We start from the raw sequence: 17,877 nt of genomic DNA, 5'->3' as shown, positions 1-17,877 counted from the left end.
CGCTAGTATCAGTTCCATCAAAGAAAATGTGAAGCACGCGTTAATCACACGATGGAACCTGTCATGAAAAAAGTCGCTTTCTCCGAACGTCTGCTGCATGCCGTCGGCTACGAGTTTTTTGCCGTATTGCTGTGTGCCCCGTTGCTGTCCTGGATCATGGGCAAGTCGCTGGCCACGGCGGGGAGCCTGGCGGTCACCCTGTCGCTGATCGCCATGGGCTGGAACATGCTCTACAACCTGCTGGTCGACCGCTACGTGGCGACCCCGCGCATCCAGTGGACGGCGTCGGCGCGTTTCATTCATGGCCTGGGTTTCGAAGCAGGCCTGGTGGTGTGGTGCCTGCCGGTGGCGGCCTGGATGCTGGACATCTCGCTGTGGCAGGCGCTGATGGTCGAGCTGGGCTTCTTCGTGATCATCCTGCCCTACACCGTGGTCTACAACTGGGCATTCGACCGGGCGCGGCACGTGTGGGTGCAGCGCCGGGCCGCCGCCTGATGTCATCTGCTGCAAGACAGTGAAACGGAAGGAATCGGGCTGAAGAGGCTTTACATACGCTTCGTATGATAATAGGGTTTCAAACATACGCAGTGTATGTATATTTCGTCCAGCGTACTCAAGTGCGATGGGCCTTTCGATAAGGAGTGTCGAAGATGTTCAGCGCCTACCGTGAATTGTTCCAGGCCCGGGGGACCCTGGGGTTCGCCTTGGCTGGCCTGTTGGCTCGGATGCCCCTGCCGATGACTGGCATCGGGATCATCACCCTGTTGTCGCAGATTCGCGGCAGTTACGGTCTGGCGGGGGCCGTGGCCGCCACCTTCGTATTGACCTATGCGCTGTTGTCCCCGCAGATTTCGCGACGGGTCGACCGTTACGGTCAGCGCCGGGTGTTGCCGGCCGCCGCCGGGCTCAGCGTGGCGGGCATCCTCTCGCTGTTGGCTTGCAGCTTTTGGCAGGCGGCGGACTGGACGCTGTTCGCCAGCGCCGCCCTGGCCGGCTTCATGCCAAGCATGTCGGCGATGGTGCGCGCACGCTGGACCGCTATTTACCGCAATAAGCCGCAATTGCAGGCAGCGTTCTCGCTGGAAACCGTGCTCGATGAAGTCACCTTTATCGCCGGCCCGCCAATTTCGGTGGGCTTGAGCGTGGCGGTGTTTCCGCAAGCCGGGCCATTGGTGGCTGCCGTTCTGCTGGCCATTGGCGTGTTCGCCCTGACCGTGCAGGTCAGCACTGAGCCACCCGTCGAGGCATATTCGGCCAACGGCCAGGTCAACGTGTCGGTATTCCGTTTGGCCAATGTGCGGTTGCTGACCTTCCTGATGATCGCCATGGGCGTGATTGTCGGAACTGTCGATATCGTCAGCGTGGCCTTTGCCGAGCAGATGGGCACTCCAGCTGCCGCCAGCGTGGTGCTGTCCTGCTACGCCATCGGCTCCTGTGCGGCGGGGTTGGTGTTCGGCGCGATGGCGCTCAAGACGCCATTGCACAAGCTGCTGCTGATGGGGGGACTGGCGACGGCAGTGACCACGCTGCCGCTGCTGCTGGCCGGTAACATCTTCGGGCTGGCCGGCGCAGTGCTGGTCGCGGGCCTGTTTTTCGCCCCGACCATGATCGTGGCCATGTCGCTGGTGGAGCGGATTGTCCCTGAGAGCAAACTGACCGAAGGCATGACGTGGTTGCTCGCTGGCCTCAACGTGGGCGTTGCAGGCGGGGCTGCGGCATCAGGACAGGTTGTGGACCTGCTGGGCGCCAAGGCAGGTTTCAACGTCGCGCTGTGCGCCGGCGTAGCGGTATCGCTGGTCGCCCTCTGGGGCTACCTGCGCTTGCGCGATAGGCCTGAACACGTGTCCTGTTCAGTTTGATCAGCCTGCGAATGGTCGCTTGTCAGCGTGTCCTGCGATCATGACAATGACACCGGCGTATGAATACCTCAGCACACGCCTGCCTCGCACCGACTGAAGAAATGGAGTAGCTGGATGGTTCGCCGCACCCGCGCCGCAATGGAAGAAACCCGGGCCTTGTTGCTGGCGACCGCACGCCAGGTGTTCACTGAACGCGGATATGCGGACACCTCGATGGATGACCTGACCGCCCAGGCGGGCCTGACGCGGGGGGCGCTGTACCATCACTTTGGCGACAAGAAAGGCTTGCTGGCGGCTGTCGTCGAGCAGCTCGACGCCGAGATGGACGAGCGATTGCATGCCATTACCGATACTGCCGACGATGCCTGGGAAGGCTTTCGTCGGCGCTGCCGCGCCTATCTGGAGATGGCACTGGAGCCACAGATACAACGGATCGTGCTGCGCGACGCGCGGGCCGTGCTCGGCGGTGGGTCACCGGATGCACAGCGACATTGTATAGAGTCGTTGCAGCGTTTGATCCAAAACCTGATAGGGCAGGGCATAGTCGTCGATGCCGACGCCCATGCGCTGGCTTCATTGGTCTATGGCAGCTTGACGGAAGCGGCTGTGTGGATAGCCGTTGCGCAAGATGGCGGAACACGCCTGGCTCACAGCATCACTGCACTGGAGTTACTGCTACGAGGCATTCGTACCGGCTTGCCGCCTGAGCAGACAAACGAGCAAGACGCAGCAGCCTGTGAGAGGATGTCCGCCATCCCAGCCAAAAGGCCAGACAGGACCCCGAAACAAGCCTGATGAAGACGCCAAAACGAATCGAACCGCTGATTGAAGACGGACTGGTCGACGAAGTGCTGCGACCCTTGATGAGCGGCAAGGAAGCTGCCGTCTACGTGGTGCGTTGCGGCGCCCAGGTACGTTGCGCAAAGGTCTACAAAGAGGCCAACAAGCGCAGTTTCCGCCAGGCCGCCGAATACCAGGAAGGCCGCAAGGTGCGCAACAGCCGCCAGGCCCGAGCCATGGCCAAAGGCAGCAAATACGGGCGCAAGGAGGCCGAGGACGCCTGGCAGAATGCCGAAGTGGCGGCGCTGTTCCGCCTGGCCAGTGCCGGCGTGCGGGTGCCCAAACCCTACGATTTCCAGGATGGCGTGTTGCTGATGGAACTGGTGACCGACGCCGACGGCGATGCTGCGCCACGGCTGAACGACGTGCACCTGGAGGCCGTAGAGGCACGTGAATACCACGCCTTCGTCATTCGCCAGATCGTGCTGATGTTGTGTGCCGGGTTGGTGCATGGCGACCTGTCCGAATTCAACGTGCTGTTGGGCCCTGACGGCCCAGTGATCATCGACCTGCCGCAAGCGGTGGATGCCGCGGGCAACAACCATGCGTTCAGCATGCTGCAGCGCGACGTGGCGAACATGGCCCACTATTTCGGCCGCTTTGCCCCGGAGCTGAAAGACACCCGCTATGCCCAGGAAATGTGGGCGCTGTATGAGGCGGGCGAGTTGAAGGTGGACAGCCCGTTGACGGGTGAATTCGCGGATGACGAGCACCTCGCCGATGTGGGCGGTGTGATGCGTGAAATCGACGCGGCGCGGCTCGACGATGCCCGTCGTCGCGCGGCGCGGGCCGAAGCCGAGCATGGGCCGGTCAAGGGTGAAGAGCCACCGCCGCCTTGGTTGCAGTGATTTAGCGCCAGCACTGGCCTCTTCGCGGGCAAGCCCGCTCCCACAGGTATTCCACTGACCTTGAGAACGGTGGGGTATCTGTGGGAGCAGGCTTGCCCGCGAAGAGGCCGGTACACACTGCGCCAATGTCAGCTGTTGCCCCTGATGCACGACACAATCTCACCCCCCGCTCTTTCCCCCAGAGCCCAACAGGCATAAGGTATACGCCGTCCATATCCCCTGGAGCTGTCATGTCCAACCGTTTCCCTTCCGTTCGTCCCCGCCGTTTGCGCCAGAACGAGTCCCTGCGCACGATCTTCCAGGAGACAGAATTCCGCCTTGAAGACCTGATCCTGCCGATCTTCGTCGAGGAAGGCATTGATGACTTCGTGCCCATCAGCAGCATGCCGGGGGTCAATCGTATCCCCGAGAAACTGCTGGCCCAGGAAATCGAGCGATACGCCCGCGCCGGCATCAAGTCGGTGATGACCTTCGGCGTTTCGCACAACCTGGACGCCACCGGCAGTGATACCTGGAACGAGAACGGGCTGGTCGCGCGCATGGCCCGCATCTGCAAGGACAGCGTGCCGGAAATGGTGGTGATGTCCGACACCTGCTTCTGTGAGTACACCAGCCACGGTCACTGCGGCGTGCTGCACGAGCATGGCGTGGACAACGACGCCACCTTGGCCAACCTGGGCAAACAGGCGGTGATCGCCGCCGCCGCTGGCGCCGACTTCATCGCGCCGTCGGCGGCGATGGACGGCCAGGTCCAGGCCATCCGCAGCGCACTGGACGGTGCCGGCTTCCACGACACCGCGATCATGGCGTACTCCACCAAGTTCGCTTCGTCGCTCTATGGCCCGTTCCGTGAAGCCGGTGGCACCGTGCTCAAGGGTGACCGCAAGAGTTACCAGATGAACCCGATGAACCGCCGCGAAGCCGTGCGCGAGTCGCTGCTCGACGAACAGGAAGGGGCCGATGTGCTGATGGTCAAGCCGGCCGGTGCCTACCTTGACGTAATCGCCGACATCCGCGCTGCGTCGCGCTTGCCGTTGGCGGCGTATCAGGTGAGTGGCGAGTACGCGATGATCAAGTTCGGCGGTTTGGCCGGCGCCATTGACGAAGGCCGTGTGGTGCGTGAGAGCATCGGCGCGATCAAGCGGGCCGGTGCCGACCTGATCCTGAGCTACTTCGCCATGGACCTGGCGCGCGACGGTATTTGATACAAAACCATCCGATAAAAAGCCGCTGCGTCTGCAGCGGTTTTTTTTGCCCCAAACTTGCATCTACAGCGCTGCTGCTTCCTGCAGGCTCATCGACTTGGTCTCCGGCGCCAGCACCAGCGATACCGCAAGCCCCAGCATGGTGATCGCTGTTGCCGCGAACATCGTGTTGGCAATGCCGAACTGCTCCAGCGAAATCGGTACCAGCCAGGTGCCGACGGCCGAGCTGAAAGCGGCCAGCGATGCGCCCATGCCGACCGCGAAGGCGCGGATTTCGGTGGGGAACAGTTCATTGGGGTAGACGAACTCCAGCACCTGCGCACCGCCGATGAACAGCGCATAGGCGCCAAACAGCGATAACACCACCCAGCCCTTGGCATCCGGGAACAGCCCCAGACCCAGCAACGCCAGTCCTGACCACAGGAAGCTGTGGATGATGAGGGTGCGCCGGCCCAGGTAGTTGATCAACCAGGTGGCGACGCAGCAGCCGAGCACCAGGATCAGGGTGATGCCCATCGAGCCATAGGCGGCCAGGTTGCCAGTCAGCTTGAGGGCCTGGAACAGCTTGGGCACGAAGGCATATACGGCGAACAGCGGAATCACCGCGCAGGCCCAGAACATCACCACGAACAGGATGCGTTTGCCGTAGCCCGCACGCAGCGCGTCGATAAATGACATCGCTTTGCCTGAGCCACCGTCATCGCTGATGTTGCGCAGCGAGAAGTCGGCGCCGTACACCTCGCGGATCACCTGCTCGGCTTCCGTGCGGCGGCCTTTGCTCAGCAGCCAGCGCGGTGATTCTGGCGTGCCGAGGCGAGCCAGCAACAGCAGGCCGGCGATGATCGCCGGGCTGGCCATGACCGTGCGCCAGTGTTCAGGGCCGGCATCGGCCAACATGAAGTTGCCGGCGATGTAAGCCAGCGCGGCGCCGACGAACCACAGTACGGTCAGCAGCGATAGCCGCGAGCCACGGGATTTCTGCGGGATGAACTCGGTCAGCAGGGAGCCGGCGGCGGTGTATTCGATGCCCACCGCCAGCCCGCACAGCAGGCGCAGCAGCGACAGGGCCAGCGGGTCCTGAACCACGAGCATGCCCAGCGACGACAACAGCACGATCGCCGGGGCGACGAAGAACAGCTTCTGTCGGCCCATGCGGTCGGTCAGCCAGCCACCGAAGAAGCCACCGGCGAACACGCCGAGCAGGGCCATGGCGGCGACCATGCCTTGCCAGAAGCCGCTCAGTTGAAGTGCGGTGGACATTGGGATAGTGGCCACGCCGATGATGCTGAGGATGTAGCCGACCATCACCCAACCCAGCCCGGTGCGCAGGGTGAGCAGTTGGTGGAAACTGTTGATTTCAACGTCATCGATCATGACGGGTTGCGAAGTGGAACGCATGATTCTCTCTTGATAGGTAGTTGAAGCAACGCTGGTTTCAGACTTCCAAGCCGGCGCGGAACTGGCCCCACTTGAGCACTGAGTTCACGCCAATCGACAGGAACGGCTGGGGCGGATTCTTGTTTGGGCCGGGCGAGGACAACAGGAAGTCGATGTGCTCGTTGCGTTCACCAGCCAGCCAGTCGGCCAGCAGCTTGCCGGTCGCGGTGCCGCGGGTGATGCCCAGGCCGTTGCAGCACAGGGCGCCGTAGACGTTAGGCGCCAGTTGGCCGAAAAAGCCTTCGTGATTTTCCGACAGGCAGATCGCGCCGCTCCAGGAGTACTCGAATTCGACATTGCCAAGCATCGGGAAGCGCCGCTCGAACGACTTGCGGTGGGTCGGCAGGTGGCCCTGCAAGGCGTTGGCGCGTGGGCGGCCGTCGGGGTAGAAGTTGAAGCTGTTGCGGATCAGGATGCGGTTGTCGGCGGTGCGGCGCACAGTGCTGCCAAACGGGTGTGCGGGGATCACGCCCCAGACCGGCTGGCCGCCCAGGCGTGCCTGTTCTTGCTCGGTCAGTTGGCGGCTGAGGCTGGCATACAGGAAGGTCGGCAGCAGCCGGCCCTTGAGGAAGCCGAACGCCGAAGCGAAACCGTTGTTGGCCAGGATCAGCTTGTCGGTGACGATAGTGCCCCGGTCATGCACCAGGGTGATCTTGTCGCCCTGGTCGATCGAGGTGATCGGTGTGTGTTCATACAAGGTGACGTTGGCCGGCAGGTGGTCGGCCAGGCCCTTGACCAGCGCCGAAGGTTGCACCAGCAGGGTGCCGGGGATGTGCAGGGCCTTCTTGTAGTACGACGTGCCAATGTGTGCCGGCAGGTCCTTGGCGTCGATCAGAGTGGATTGGCAGCCGATCTTTTCCAGGCCGCTGCGGTAGGCCTCGAGAATGGCGATGCCCTTGTCGCCGACCGCGGCCTGGTATTTGCCGGAAGCGGACATCTGGCAGTCGATACCTCTGCGCTCGACGATGTCGCGCAGGTAGTCCTGGCCCAGGGTGTTCAGGCGCAGAATCTTGGTGGCGGTAGTGACGTCGCCGATGTAGTCCTTGGCGCCAATGTCGTGTGGCACGTCAATGGCGAAACCGGCGTTGCGCCCGGCGGAACCGAAGCCGACTTCCTGCGCCTCGACCAGCACGATCTCTTCATCGGGGAAGTTCAACGCCATCTGGCGCGCCGCAGCCAGGCCGGTCAGGCCGGCGCCGACAATGGTCCAGCGCGCTTCCTTGCGGCCCGAATGGCCCGGGCGTGGCTGACGCTGGGGGCTGGTGTAGTACCAGCCTGGGCGGGCGTCATCACCCGGCAGCGAAGTTATTTTTTGCATTTTTATACTCCGGTTCACGTTCTTGAGCGCATTCATGTCGCAGGGGCCACAGGCCGTGACGTGCGACATTTTGTCATTGTCCGGTTGTTGTATACAAATTGTCTACTAATGGTTTTTGGCAGAGTTCAGAAAAATTCGTTAAGCGCTGAATTATTTAGTGTCCTGTTGTATCTGATGCCTTAGAGCCACTAGCCCGTCGAACGCCGGCCAGTGGCGAACCGTCAAGTGAAGGGACACAGGCATGAAATCTCGCAAGAAAAGCGTCAAGCCGATCGGCTTGAAAGACATCACCATCGTCGATGACGCCAAGATGCGTAAGGCGATCACCGCCGCCGCGTTGGGCAATGCCATGGAATGGTTCGACTTTGGCGTGTACGGCTTCGTCGCCTACGCCCTGGGCAAGGTGTTCTTCCCCAACGCCGACCCCAGCGTGCAGATGATCGCGGCCTTGGCCACCTTCTCGGTACCGTTCCTGATTCGCCCGTTGGGCGGGTTGTTCTTCGGGGCCCTGGGCGACAAGTTCGGGCGACAGAAAATCCTTGCTGCTACGATCGTGATCATGTCGCTGAGCACCTTCGCCATCGGCCTGATACCGTCCTACGCCTCCATCGGCATATGGGCGCCAATCCTGCTGTTGCTGGCGAAAATGGCCCAGGGCTTCTCGGTGGGTGGTGAATACACCGGGGCTTCGATCTTCGTCGCCGAGTACGCGCCAGACCGCAAGCGCGGTTTCCTTGGCAGCTGGCTGGACTTCGGCTCAATTGCCGGGTTCGTGCTCGGTGCGGGGGTGGTGGTGCTGATTTCCACCTTCCTCGGCGAGGAGAAGTTCCTCGAATGGGGCTGGCGTCTGCCGTTCTTCCTGGCCTTGCCGCTGGGCCTCATCGGCCTCTACCTGCGCCATGCGTTGGAGGAAACCCCGGCGTTCCAGCAGCATGTCGAGAAGCTTGAGCAAGGTGACCGCGAAGGCCTGGCGTCAGGGCCCAAGGTATCGTTCAAGGAGGTGGCCACCAAACACTGGCGCGGCCTGGTGACCTGCGTCGGCGTGGTGATCGCGACCAACGTCACTTACTACATGCTGCTCACCTACATGCCCAGCTACCTGTCGCACAACCTGCACTACAGCGAAGACCACGGGGTGCTGATCATCATCGCGATCATGGTCGGCATGCTGTTCGTGCAGCCGATCATCGGCCTGCTCAGCGACAAATGGGGCCGCCGCCCGTTTATCATGGTCGGCAGTGTTGGCCTGATCGTACTGGCCATTCCGGCGTTCATGCTGATCAACAGCGGCGTGCTCGGGTTGATCTTCGCCGGCTTGCTGATCATCGCCGTACTGCTCAACTTCTTCATTGGTGTGATGGCATCTACGCTGCCAGCGATGTTCCCCACCCACATCCGCTATAGCGCTCTAGCCAGCGCCTTCAACATCTCGGTGTTGATCGCCGGCCTGACCCCAACCCTTGCTGCCTGGCTGGTGGAGAGCACCGGCGACCTGTACATGCCGGCGTACTACCTGATGGTGATTGCCGCCATCGGCCTGATCACCGGGCTGACCATGAAAGAAACCGCCAACAAGCCGCTGCGTGGCGCCGCGCCAGCCGCCTCGGACATCGAGGAAGCACGCGAGCTGCTGCAGGAGCACCACGACAATATCGAGCAGAAAATCGAGGACATCGATGAGCAGATCGCGGAACTGGAGGCCAAGCGCAAGCTGCTGGTGCAGCAGCATCCGCGAATCGAGTAAGGTAGAAGGCCTGATCACTCAGTAGATTATCTATATGGCCGAGGGTTTTTCCGCGTTGCCGCCGCTCAATGGGCTTCGGGTATTCGAGGTGGTGGCGCGGCACCTCAACTTTCGCCTGGCGGCCGACGAGCTGGGGGTTACCCAGGCGGCGGTGGCACAGCAAATTCGCGGGCTTGAAGCGAACCTGCGGATCAAGCTGTTCGAGCGGCTGCCCCGAGGCTTGGCGCTGACGGGGGCCGGCCTGCGTTATAGCAGCGATATCCGTGGCGCCTTCGCCTTGATCAGCAGCGCCACCCAGGCGCTGCGACCCGATGGTGCGCAACTGACGATCAGTGTGACCCCGACCTTTGCGGCGAAGTGGCTGATTCCCAGGCTTTCGTCTTTTGCCGAAGAGAATCCCGGCATCGACCTGCAGGTGCTTGCTACCGAGCGTCTCTCACAGTTTCGCCCGGAAGGCGTGGACATCGCCGTGCGCTATGGGCGGCCACCGTTCGGTCCGGCCTTGCACACCGAGTTGTTTCTGCAGCAGCGCATCGTTGCGGTAGTCAGCCCAGCGCTATTGCAGGTTCAAGGCGTACCGACGAATTTGCAGGAACTGCAGCGCTACACCTTGCTGCATGACGCTCACAACTTCTGGCCCGATTTCATCAGCGACGTCTTCCAGCAGCCGCTGCAGACGTCCGCGCGCAATGTGCGCTTCAACCAGACCGCGTTGGCAATCGACGCTGCGATTGCCGGGCAGGGGCTGGCGCTGGCCAGTTATCACTTCGTGCAGAGCGATATCGCGGCGGGGCGGCTGGTCCTGGCGTTCCACCATGCGCTGAGCCTGGACCAGGCATTTTATCTGCTATGGCCGAGAAATGCCTATCAGCCACCGGCATTGGCCACGGTGCGAACGTGGTTACTTCAACAGGCTGTTAGCCAGTAGATTTTCTATCGTCAATAAGAAGCTTTGCTGCCTCTCTGTCGCGTGGAGCACGCTGCTAGTCTGGCTGCATCACTCATGCAGGAAAACCAGGAGGCTTCATGTCCATCGATAAGGTAGCAATCGTGATCGCAGGTGGCAGCGGCATGGGCGCAGCGGCAGCGCGGCGCCTAGCTGCCGATGGTTTCAAGGTCGGTATTCTGTCGTCGTCCGGCAAAGGCGAGGCCCTGGCTGAGGAACTGGGGGGCATTGGGGTGACCGGCAGCAACCAGTCCAATGACGATATCCAGCGCCTGGTCGATGCCGTGGTTGCCAAGTGGGGCCGCATCGACGTGCTGGTCAACAGTGCGGGGCACGGCCCGCGTGCGCCGCTTCTGGAAATCAGCGACGAGGATTGGCACCAGGGCATGGAAACCTACCTGCTCAACGTGATCCGCCCGGCCCGCCTGGTGACGCCGATCATGCAGCGGCAAAAGGGTGGGGTGGTGATCAATATTTCCACCGCCTGGGCCTTCGAGCCCAGCGCGATGTTCCCCACCTCGGCGGTGTTCCGTGCGGGGCTGGCGGCGTTCAGCAAGATTTTCGCCGACGAGTATGCCGGTGACAACATCCGCATCAACAACGTCCTGCCAGGCTGGATCGACAGCCTGCCGGCCACTGACGAGCGCCGCGACAGCGTCCCGCTCAAACGCTATGGCAAAAGCGAGGAAATCGCCGCGACCGTGGCTTTCCTGGCCAGCGATGGCGCGGCGTACATCACCGGGCAGAACATCAAGGTCGACGGCGGCCTCACGCGCAGCGTCTGATCAGAGGCGGGCGAGGGTGCCTTTGAGGGTACGTTCGACCACATCGACCAACACCATGGTCTGGTGGTCGACTTCGATGTTGAGCAGCTCCCCGGCCTTGTAGCGGGCGAAGGTGGTCTGGCGCAGGGTTTCGGGGATCAGGTTGATGGTGATCAGCGTGTCGTCCACGTCGGCGACGGTCAGGCTGCAGCCGTTGACACCGAGGAAGCCGCGCGGGAACACATATTTGGCCCACTCAGGCGGCATGCGAAATTTGATGTAGGCGCCAGTTTCCTCGATCGACAGCTCGACGATTTCGGCGGTGGTGGCGACGTGGCCGGCCATCAGGTGGCCGCCGATTTCGGCGTTCATCTTCGCCGAACGCTCGATGTTGACGCCCTGGCCAGCCTTGAAGCAGCGCAGGTTGGTGCGCTCCAGGGTCGCGGTCATGGCGTCGAATTTGACTTGAGTGCCGTCAATTTCGGTAACCGACAGGCAGGTCCCCTCGACACTGACGCTGGCACCGATCTTCAGTTCGTCGAGCAGTTCGGGGGTGAGCTCGATGGTGAACTGGTTGTGGCCCGGGTAAGTGGTCACAGCAAGGAGGGGGCGGACGGCCTGAACGATGCCGGTGTACATGGAGAGGCTCCTGGGCTTGGAAAAACAATGCCCGGAAACTAAGCCTCTGCTGACCTAAATGCAAGGTGACTGTGCCGGCCTCTTCGCGGGCAAGCCCGCTCCCACAGAGTTTATATAGACCTTGAGACCTGTGCAGATCACTGTTGGCAGGACCATTGTCGGCGGGCTTGCCCCGCGAAGAGGCCGGCGCACTGCCTCAGACATGCCCGCTACTGTTCACGATCCTCAGGCACAACGCCTCATAAGGATCCAGATTCACCGTCAGCCGCCCATCCTCGGTCAAGTCACCCTCGACCGTCTCATTGATCATGTCCACCACCGTCCCCGGCGTGAAACCCGTCAGCACAAGCTCCTCGGCAATCACCTCCTGGCCAAAATTCAGTGCGCTGATCTGAATGCCGCGCCCCGCCGGCAGCTCATGCACCATCACCAACAACCCTGGGCTGCTGACTTCCGGCACCAGCACCTGGCGGCTGCTGGCGATGCCGTAGGCCTGGCGCACGGCGAGCAGTTTCTTCACCTTGCTGGCGAATGAATCGGCATGCTCCAGTTGGCTGTCGAGGCTGCCGTATAGCGAGCGGGCGCGAGGCATGCCGCGCACCGACGCCTCTGCTTGCGGGTCGAGCCCGGCCAGGTCGTAGCCGCCCCGGTGTATCCAGCGGGTATCGCCATCTACCATCTTTTCGGCTACCGCCTCGGCCGGCAGCGGCAGGGCACCGACCAGGTCCCAGCCCGACAGCGCAACCACCCCCGGTTGCATGGCGTTGTACATCACCAGCAGCAGGTGCACCTTCTGGATCAGCTCGATCTCGGTCGGGCCGATCTGGTCCAGGTCGCGGATCCCCAGCGCCGCAGTGATCAGGCTGGCGGTGGTGCAGGAGATGCCGTTGGTGACGAAGCGCAGGTTGTACGGTGCATGCTCACCCGACAGGCGTTCGTAGATTTCCTCGCGGATGTGCTCGCGCAGGATGTTACCGGGCAGCGTCTGGCCCTTGAACAGGTACATGTCATGGGCGTGCAGGGTCCAGAAGTGCACCAGCTCGACGGTCAATTCGTCGTGGTTCTGCAGGGCGTGAATCAACGACGCAGGGTCGATGCCCAAGCCGTGCATCTCCTTGAGCATCAGGCGCAGGAACTCGGTGTCGCCGGTCAGCAGCGCATGTTGATAGGCCGGGCGGGTGATGAAGTCGTAGGACAGGTCGGCGCCGCCCTTGGACATCTGCGCGATGTCGTCCAGGGTGAGGTTCAACTCCTGGAAACTGAAGCCGCCAGCCTTGCGGATCATCCCGCCGATCAACTGGTTGCCGACGATCGACAGGGGGTGGCTTTCCGACCAGGCGGGGCCATCGGCGCGGGTCTCGACGCCGAGAAAACCGTTGGCGTCCAGGCGCAGGCCGCGCGCGCCCAGGCAGTCCAGCGCGTGCAGGGCATCGCCGATGATCATTTGCTGGGCGGTAAAGCTGGGGTCGAGCCAGTTGAGTGACGGTTGGCCCTCTTTGAAGTAGTGCAGATAAACCCAGCGCCGCGTCTTGCCGTCGACGCCGGTGATGGGCGGGGTCACGCTCCAGTCGGTTTCCTTCACCCCGGGCTCGAAGAAGATCACCCGTTGCAGCTGGCCGACGATGTAGTGGCGCGCCTTGAGCTCGTCGCACAGTGCCGGCAGCAGGTTGACCGCATCGCGACCTGGCGGCACGTCGGGCAGTAGCGGCCAGTCCTCCTCGCGGATTTCGACCATGTGATACAGCCCTGGGTAGGCGCCATGGCCCAGCTCGGCCAGACGAAAATCGGCGCCTTTGCCGGTGTGCGAGGGGATCAGGTCGTCGATGGTCACGGCGTTGTGAGCGGCGGCCATGCGGCTCATCTGCACCAGCTCCTGCTCGTTGCCGTAGAGCGGGTCGATGTCGAAACTGATGCGGTCGAAGTTGCCGTCGACGCTGGGCGTGAAGTCGCGCCCGCTTACGCCGCCGGATTGCTTGATGGGGCCAGTGTGGATGCCCTGCACGCCGATGTCCGACAGGCGCTTCCACAAAGCTTCATGGCCCAGGGCACCAAGCACCGAGCAGCCTTCGGGGGCGATGATCGCGTCTGGGTAGACGGTCAGCCACACCGAAGCGATATCGGTGGCGCGTCGCGGTTGCGCTTCGGCGTAGGGATTGAGCCACAGGCGTGACTGGCCGGAATAGAGGCGGGCCCGCTCCTGTGAGGCCTTGAGCATGGAGCGGTCTTCGAGCCATTTGACGTATGACGGGTCTGGTTGAGTCATTTCGCGTCCTCTCTGCGTGGCGGCACCGGCTCAAGGTATGACGGCATTGATGGCTGAACGTTCGGCTGAGGTTGGTGGGGACCCCGTGGGAGCAACTGTCTTGTTCAAAATTTGGAAAGATGCGCGATCCCTGTGGGAGCGGGCTTGCCCCGCGAGCATGGGCGAAGCCCGTGCCATTCAGCGCCGCGCTGAAAGCTGTTGCGGCGCCAGGAAGGCATCATGGAAGTAGTTGCGAAGCGCCTGCATCGCCGGGCTGAAGGCCCGTTCGCGGTGCCATGCCAGGCCAACGCTCATGGGCGTTACCGGGTCGCTGATGGTAACGGTTTCGATGCGTTTGCCTTCCAGCGACCAGGGCCGGTGCACCAGGTCTGACAGGATCGCCACGCCGCTGCCGTTGGCAACCATGCTGCGCACCGCCTCCACCGAGCTGGTGCGCACGCGCACGCTGGGCCGCTGGCCGGCCTGTTCCCAGTAACGCATGGCGCTTTGTTCGGCTTCGTCCACGGTCAGCAAAATGAACGGCTCGCGGCCGACGTCGGCCAGGCTCACGGCAGAGCGCTCGCACAGCGGATGGTGGCTGGGCAGCCACAGCCGGCGCTCGGAGTTGAACAAGGTTTCCGAAACGATATCCGGGTGGGTAAGGTTGGCGGTGAGCACCACGGCCATGTCGAAACGGCCTTCCAGCAAGCCCTGCTCGATGGCGCTGCGCTCCTGCTCGTGCACCTCCAGCGTCACATCCGGGTGCCAGTGCTCAAGGCGCTGCAGATGGTGCGGTAGGAAATAACCGATCACCGTGTAGCTCGCGGCAAGGCGCAGCAGGCCGCTGGCACGTATGTCCGGTAATGGGCTGTTGAGCGCATCGTCGACGCTGCGCAGGATCACATAGGCGCGGTTGAGAAAGTGTCGGCCCGCGTCGGTCAAGCTCATGCCCTGGGGCGAGCGCTGGAACAACAGCGCCCCGAGCATCGCCTCCAGCTCCTTGATCGCAGTGGTCACCGCCGACTGGGAAATATTCAGGTGGATCGCCGCCTGCGAGATCTGGCCGATCTCGGCGGTGGCGACAAAATAGCGGACCTGGCGCAGGGTCAACGACACGGAGCACTCCTGGAGTATCTGATTTTCCGAAGACACCCTATCTGTTTATAAATCTTCCCAAGGGGTGGCAGAGAATCTAACGTGGCCTGCACACAGTCACAAGCACCAGGAGCTCAGGCATGCAGGCAGTAGACTTCAACTCTGACATGGGCGAGGGCTTCGGCCCATGGACCATCGGCGACGGTGTCGACAACGAACTGATGGCCTTCATCAGCTCGGCCAACATCGCTACCGGCTTCCACGCCGGCGATCCCGGCACCATGCGTCGCACGGTGGAGCGCGCCAAGGCGCTGGGCGTGGCGGTGGGTGCGCACCCGGGCTTTCGTGACCTGGTCGGTTTCGGTCGCCGGCACATCAACGCGCCGGCTCAGGAACTGGTCGACGACATGCTTTACCAGTTGGGCGCGTTACGCGAAATCGCCCGTGCGCAAGGTGTCAGCCTGCAGCACATCAAACCCCACGGTGCCCTGTACATGCACCTGGCCCGCGACGAAGAGGCCGCGCGGCTGCTGGTGCAGAACTTGCGGGTCATCGAGCCTGAGCTGCTGCTGTATTGCATGCCTGGTTCGGTGATTTGCCGGATAGCCCAGGAACTCGGCCAGCCGGTGGTACGTGAGTTCTATGCCGACCGCGAGTACGACTTAAGCGGCTCCATTGTCTTCACCCGCAATGTGCGTGGCTACGAGCCGCAAGCGGTCGCCGAGCGCGTGCTGCGCGCCTGCCAGGAAGGCGTGGTGCGCACCGTCGAGGGGCAGGACCTGGCCATCACGTTCGACTCCATCTGCCTGCACAGCGACACCCCCGGCGCACTGTGCCTGGTCGAGGCCACCCGCGCAGCACTGGATGCCGCAGGCATCGAGGTGCGTACGCCGCGTTGAGTTTCAAGGGCATCCGGTGCACAGACACCGGCGCCGCTGTACAGCATTGTTTTTGCCTGCCTTACGATAAAGATTCCAAGAAAAAGGAGCAGACATGGCCGAGCCGCTTGCCAGTACCCCGATCCGCTACAGCTTCGGTGCCGACGAGCACCTGTTTGCCGAGGTCAGCGACAGCATGTCGCTCGAGGCCTTTTTCAAGGGCATGGCCGTCACTCGCGCGGTGGAGCGCCTGGCGCTGGAGGGCGTGCTCGACATCTGCCTGGCCAATGCCTCGTTCCAGATCCGTTTCGACCCCGACCGCATCGGCCCTGACGCCCTGCTCGACGCTGTGCGCGGCGCCGAAGCCGAAGCGGTGGCCGAGCGCTCGCTGCACACCCGCATCATCGAGATCCCGGTGCTATACAACGACCCCTGGACCCACGAAACCCTGATGCGTTTTCGCGACCGCCACCAGGACCCGCACAGCACCGACCTGGAATACGCGGCGCGGATCAACGGCCTGGCCGATGTCGAGGCGTTCATCGCCGCGCACAGCGGCGCACCGTGGTTCGTGTCGATGGTCGGCTTCGTCGCCGGGTTGCCGTTCATGTTCCAGATGGTCGAGCGCGAGCGCCAGTTGCAGGTGCCCAAGTACCTGCGGCCACGCACCGACACGCCAAAACTGACCCTCGGCCACGGGGGGTGTTTCGGGTGCATCTACTCGGTGCGCGGGGCCGGGGGCTACCAGATGTTCGGCGTCACCCCCGCACCGATCTACGACCCACAGCAGACCCTGAGCTACCTGAAGGAACACATGGTGTTCTTCCGCCCAGGCGACATCGTGCAGTTCAAACCCATCGATCGCCAGGCCTACGACCAGGCAGTGGCGGAAGTCGAGGATGGCCGATTCGACCTGCGCATTCGCCAGGTGGAATTTTCCCTGGATGCATTTCTCGCCGACCCGGTCGGTTATCCCAAGACGTTGCAGGAGGCGCTGGCATGATCAAAGTACGCAAACCCGGCCTGGCGACCTCGGTACAAGACCTCGGACGGGAAGGCTATTACCACCTGGGCATCCCGCCCTCCGGCGCGCTCGATCAATATGCATTGCGAGCGGCCAATCAGCTGGTCGGCAACCCCGCGGGCGCGGCGGGCCTTGAATGCGCGCTGGTAGGGCCGGAGCTGGAGTTTCTGCAGGATGCCCTGGTAGCGGTATGCGGCGCGCAGATGCCGGCGCTGCTCGATGAACGCGAACAACGCCCTGATACTGCGTTTGCGGTCAGGGCAGGGCAGGTGCTGCGCTTCGGCTTCCCCACGGCGGGGGCGCGTGCCTACATTGCGGTAGCCGGCGGCATCGATGTGCCCGAGGTGCTGGGCAGCCGGTCCACATACGCCCTGGGGGCACTGGGTGGTTTCAATGGCCGCAAGCTGGTGGCCGGTGATGTGTTGCCGGTCGGTGTGCCGAGCGGCAAGACCCGTGCCGGGGCCAGCCTCCCCATGGCCCTGCGCCAGGCGTTAGGTGGTGAAGTGGTGTTGCGGGTGGTGCCGGGCTTGTACTTCCATCGCCTGACCGAGGCCGCTGCGAAAAGCTTCTTCACCGATGCCTGGACAGTCGGTTCCGAAGCCGACCGCATCGGCTACCGCTACCGAGGTGGCAGCGCGCTGAGCTTCCAGCCGCGTGAGCAGCCGTTTGGTGCAGGGTCGGACCCTTCCAACATCGTCGACAGCTGCTACCCGATCGGCTCGATCCAGGTGCCGGCGGGGCTGGAGCCGATCATTCTGCACCGCGATGCGGTGTCGGGTGGGGGGTATGCCATGATCGGTACGGTGATCAGTGCCGACCTGGATTTGATTGGGCAGATGCAGCCCAATCAGCAGGCGCGGTTCTTGCCGGTGAGCATGGAGCAGGCGCTTGAAGCGCGGCTTTCTTACAAGAAGAAGCTGGGGTATCTGGGTAAGTTGTTTGGTTGATGGGTGTCTGTACCGGCCTCTTCGCGGGCAAGCCCGCTCCCACGGAATTTGCTCAGCATTCAAGATCTGTGGAGATCCTGTGGGAGCGGGC

16 protein-coding genes are annotated in these 17,877 nt (G+C 62.8%); 11 read left to right on the top strand and 5 right to left on the bottom strand.

Annotated elements, in window-relative coordinates; translation table 11 throughout:
• Positions 1-63: 63 nt before the first annotated feature.
• From ACZ6YA_RS17545 to hemB, 5 genes are all read left to right on the top strand, one after another.
• On the top strand, positions 64-495 hold the full coding sequence (locus ACZ6YA_RS17545) for a multidrug/biocide efflux PACE transporter (protein ID WP_465898367.1): 432 nt from the start codon (positions 64-66) through the stop codon (positions 493-495).
• A 155-nt stretch (positions 496-650) separates the two neighbouring features.
• On the top strand, positions 651-1,859 hold the full coding sequence (locus ACZ6YA_RS17540; RefSeq protein ID WP_465898366.1) for an MFS transporter: 1,209 nt from the start codon (positions 651-653) through the stop codon (positions 1,857-1,859).
• A 114-nt stretch (positions 1,860-1,973) separates the two neighbouring features.
• Positions 1,974-2,654 (top strand): TetR/AcrR family transcriptional regulator, encoded by a 681-nt coding sequence (locus tag ACZ6YA_RS17535; protein WP_465898365.1) that lies wholly within the window; start codon positions 1,974-1,976, stop codon positions 2,652-2,654.
• Complete coding sequence (locus tag ACZ6YA_RS17530; protein WP_465898364.1) at positions 2,654-3,547, top strand: PA4780 family RIO1-like protein kinase; 894 nt, start codon at positions 2,654-2,656, stop codon at positions 3,545-3,547. Before ACZ6YA_RS17535 ends, ACZ6YA_RS17530 begins: the two co-directional genes overlap by 1 nt.
• A gap of 230 nt (positions 3,548-3,777) precedes the next feature.
• Positions 3,778-4,752, top strand: coding sequence for a porphobilinogen synthase (gene hemB / locus ACZ6YA_RS17525; RefSeq protein WP_465898363.1), 975 nt, complete (start codon positions 3,778-3,780; stop codon positions 4,750-4,752).
• Between the two features lie 63 nt (positions 4,753-4,815).
• Here hemB and ACZ6YA_RS17520 read toward each other — a convergent pair whose 3' ends face one another.
• Together ACZ6YA_RS17520 and ACZ6YA_RS17515 are read right to left on the bottom strand one after the other, a co-directional pair.
• Positions 4,816-6,150: an MFS transporter gene (locus ACZ6YA_RS17520; protein WP_465898362.1), complete on the bottom strand. Its 1,335-nt coding sequence runs from the start codon at positions 6,148-6,150 to the stop codon at positions 4,816-4,818.
• A gap of 37 nt (positions 6,151-6,187) precedes the next feature.
• Positions 6,188-7,507, bottom strand: coding sequence for an NAD(P)/FAD-dependent oxidoreductase (locus ACZ6YA_RS17515; RefSeq protein ID WP_465898361.1), 1,320 nt, complete (start codon positions 7,505-7,507; stop codon positions 6,188-6,190).
• 241 nt (positions 7,508-7,748) lie between these two features.
• Here ACZ6YA_RS17515 and proP point away from each other — a divergent pair, with 241 nt between their 5' ends.
• From proP to ACZ6YA_RS17500, 3 genes are all read left to right on the top strand, one after another.
• Complete coding sequence (gene proP, locus ACZ6YA_RS17510) at positions 7,749-9,251, top strand: glycine betaine/L-proline transporter ProP (RefSeq protein ID WP_465898360.1); 1,503 nt, start codon at positions 7,749-7,751, stop codon at positions 9,249-9,251.
• A 34-nt stretch (positions 9,252-9,285) separates the two neighbouring features.
• Entirely contained in the window at positions 9,286-10,179 is an 894-nt protein-coding gene (locus ACZ6YA_RS17505) for a LysR substrate-binding domain-containing protein (RefSeq protein ID WP_465898359.1), read from the top strand.
• 98 nt (positions 10,180-10,277) lie between these two features.
• On the top strand, positions 10,278-10,982 hold the full coding sequence (locus ACZ6YA_RS17500; protein ID WP_465898358.1) for an SDR family oxidoreductase: 705 nt from the start codon (positions 10,278-10,280) through the stop codon (positions 10,980-10,982).
• Here the strand turns inward: ACZ6YA_RS17500 and ACZ6YA_RS17495 are convergent, their stop codons facing one another.
• The 3 genes from ACZ6YA_RS17495 to ACZ6YA_RS17485 form a co-directional block, all read right to left on the bottom strand.
• On the bottom strand, positions 10,983-11,600 hold the full coding sequence (locus ACZ6YA_RS17495) for a riboflavin synthase subunit alpha (protein WP_465898357.1): 618 nt from the start codon (positions 11,598-11,600) through the stop codon (positions 10,983-10,985).
• A 196-nt stretch (positions 11,601-11,796) separates the two neighbouring features.
• Positions 11,797-13,863: a maltose alpha-D-glucosyltransferase gene (gene treS, locus ACZ6YA_RS17490; protein ID WP_465898356.1), complete on the bottom strand. Its 2,067-nt coding sequence runs from the start codon at positions 13,861-13,863 to the stop codon at positions 11,797-11,799.
• Between the two features lie 177 nt (positions 13,864-14,040).
• Positions 14,041-14,958, bottom strand: a complete 918-nt coding sequence (locus ACZ6YA_RS17485) for a LysR family transcriptional regulator (protein ID WP_465898355.1) — start codon at positions 14,956-14,958, stop codon at positions 14,041-14,043.
• A 119-nt stretch (positions 14,959-15,077) separates the two neighbouring features.
• On the opposite strand from ACZ6YA_RS17485, the gene ACZ6YA_RS17480 reads away from it, so the two are divergent.
• The 3 genes from ACZ6YA_RS17480 to ACZ6YA_RS17470 all read left to right on the top strand — a co-directional run bounded on the left by ACZ6YA_RS17480 (position 15,078) and on the right by ACZ6YA_RS17470 (position 17,786).
• The gene (locus tag ACZ6YA_RS17480) at positions 15,078-15,836 is read left to right on the top strand and encodes a 5-oxoprolinase subunit PxpA (RefSeq protein ID WP_465898354.1); all 759 of its coding nucleotides are present in this window, start codon (positions 15,078-15,080) and stop codon (positions 15,834-15,836) included.
• A gap of 94 nt (positions 15,837-15,930) precedes the next feature.
• Entirely contained in the window at positions 15,931-16,818 is an 888-nt protein-coding gene (locus ACZ6YA_RS17475) for a 5-oxoprolinase subunit B family protein (protein WP_465898353.1), read from the top strand.
• Positions 16,815-17,786 (top strand): 5-oxoprolinase subunit C family protein, encoded by a 972-nt coding sequence (locus tag ACZ6YA_RS17470; protein ID WP_465898352.1) that lies wholly within the window; start codon positions 16,815-16,817, stop codon positions 17,784-17,786. Before ACZ6YA_RS17475 ends, ACZ6YA_RS17470 begins: the two co-directional genes overlap by 4 nt.
• The last annotated feature ends 91 nt before the right edge of the window (positions 17,787-17,877 follow it).

Source organism: Pseudomonas sp. NPDC090752, assembly GCF_055584805.1.
The sequence above is the reverse complement of the archived record's forward strand: the minus strand, read 5'-3'. Positions and strand labels throughout refer to the sequence as shown.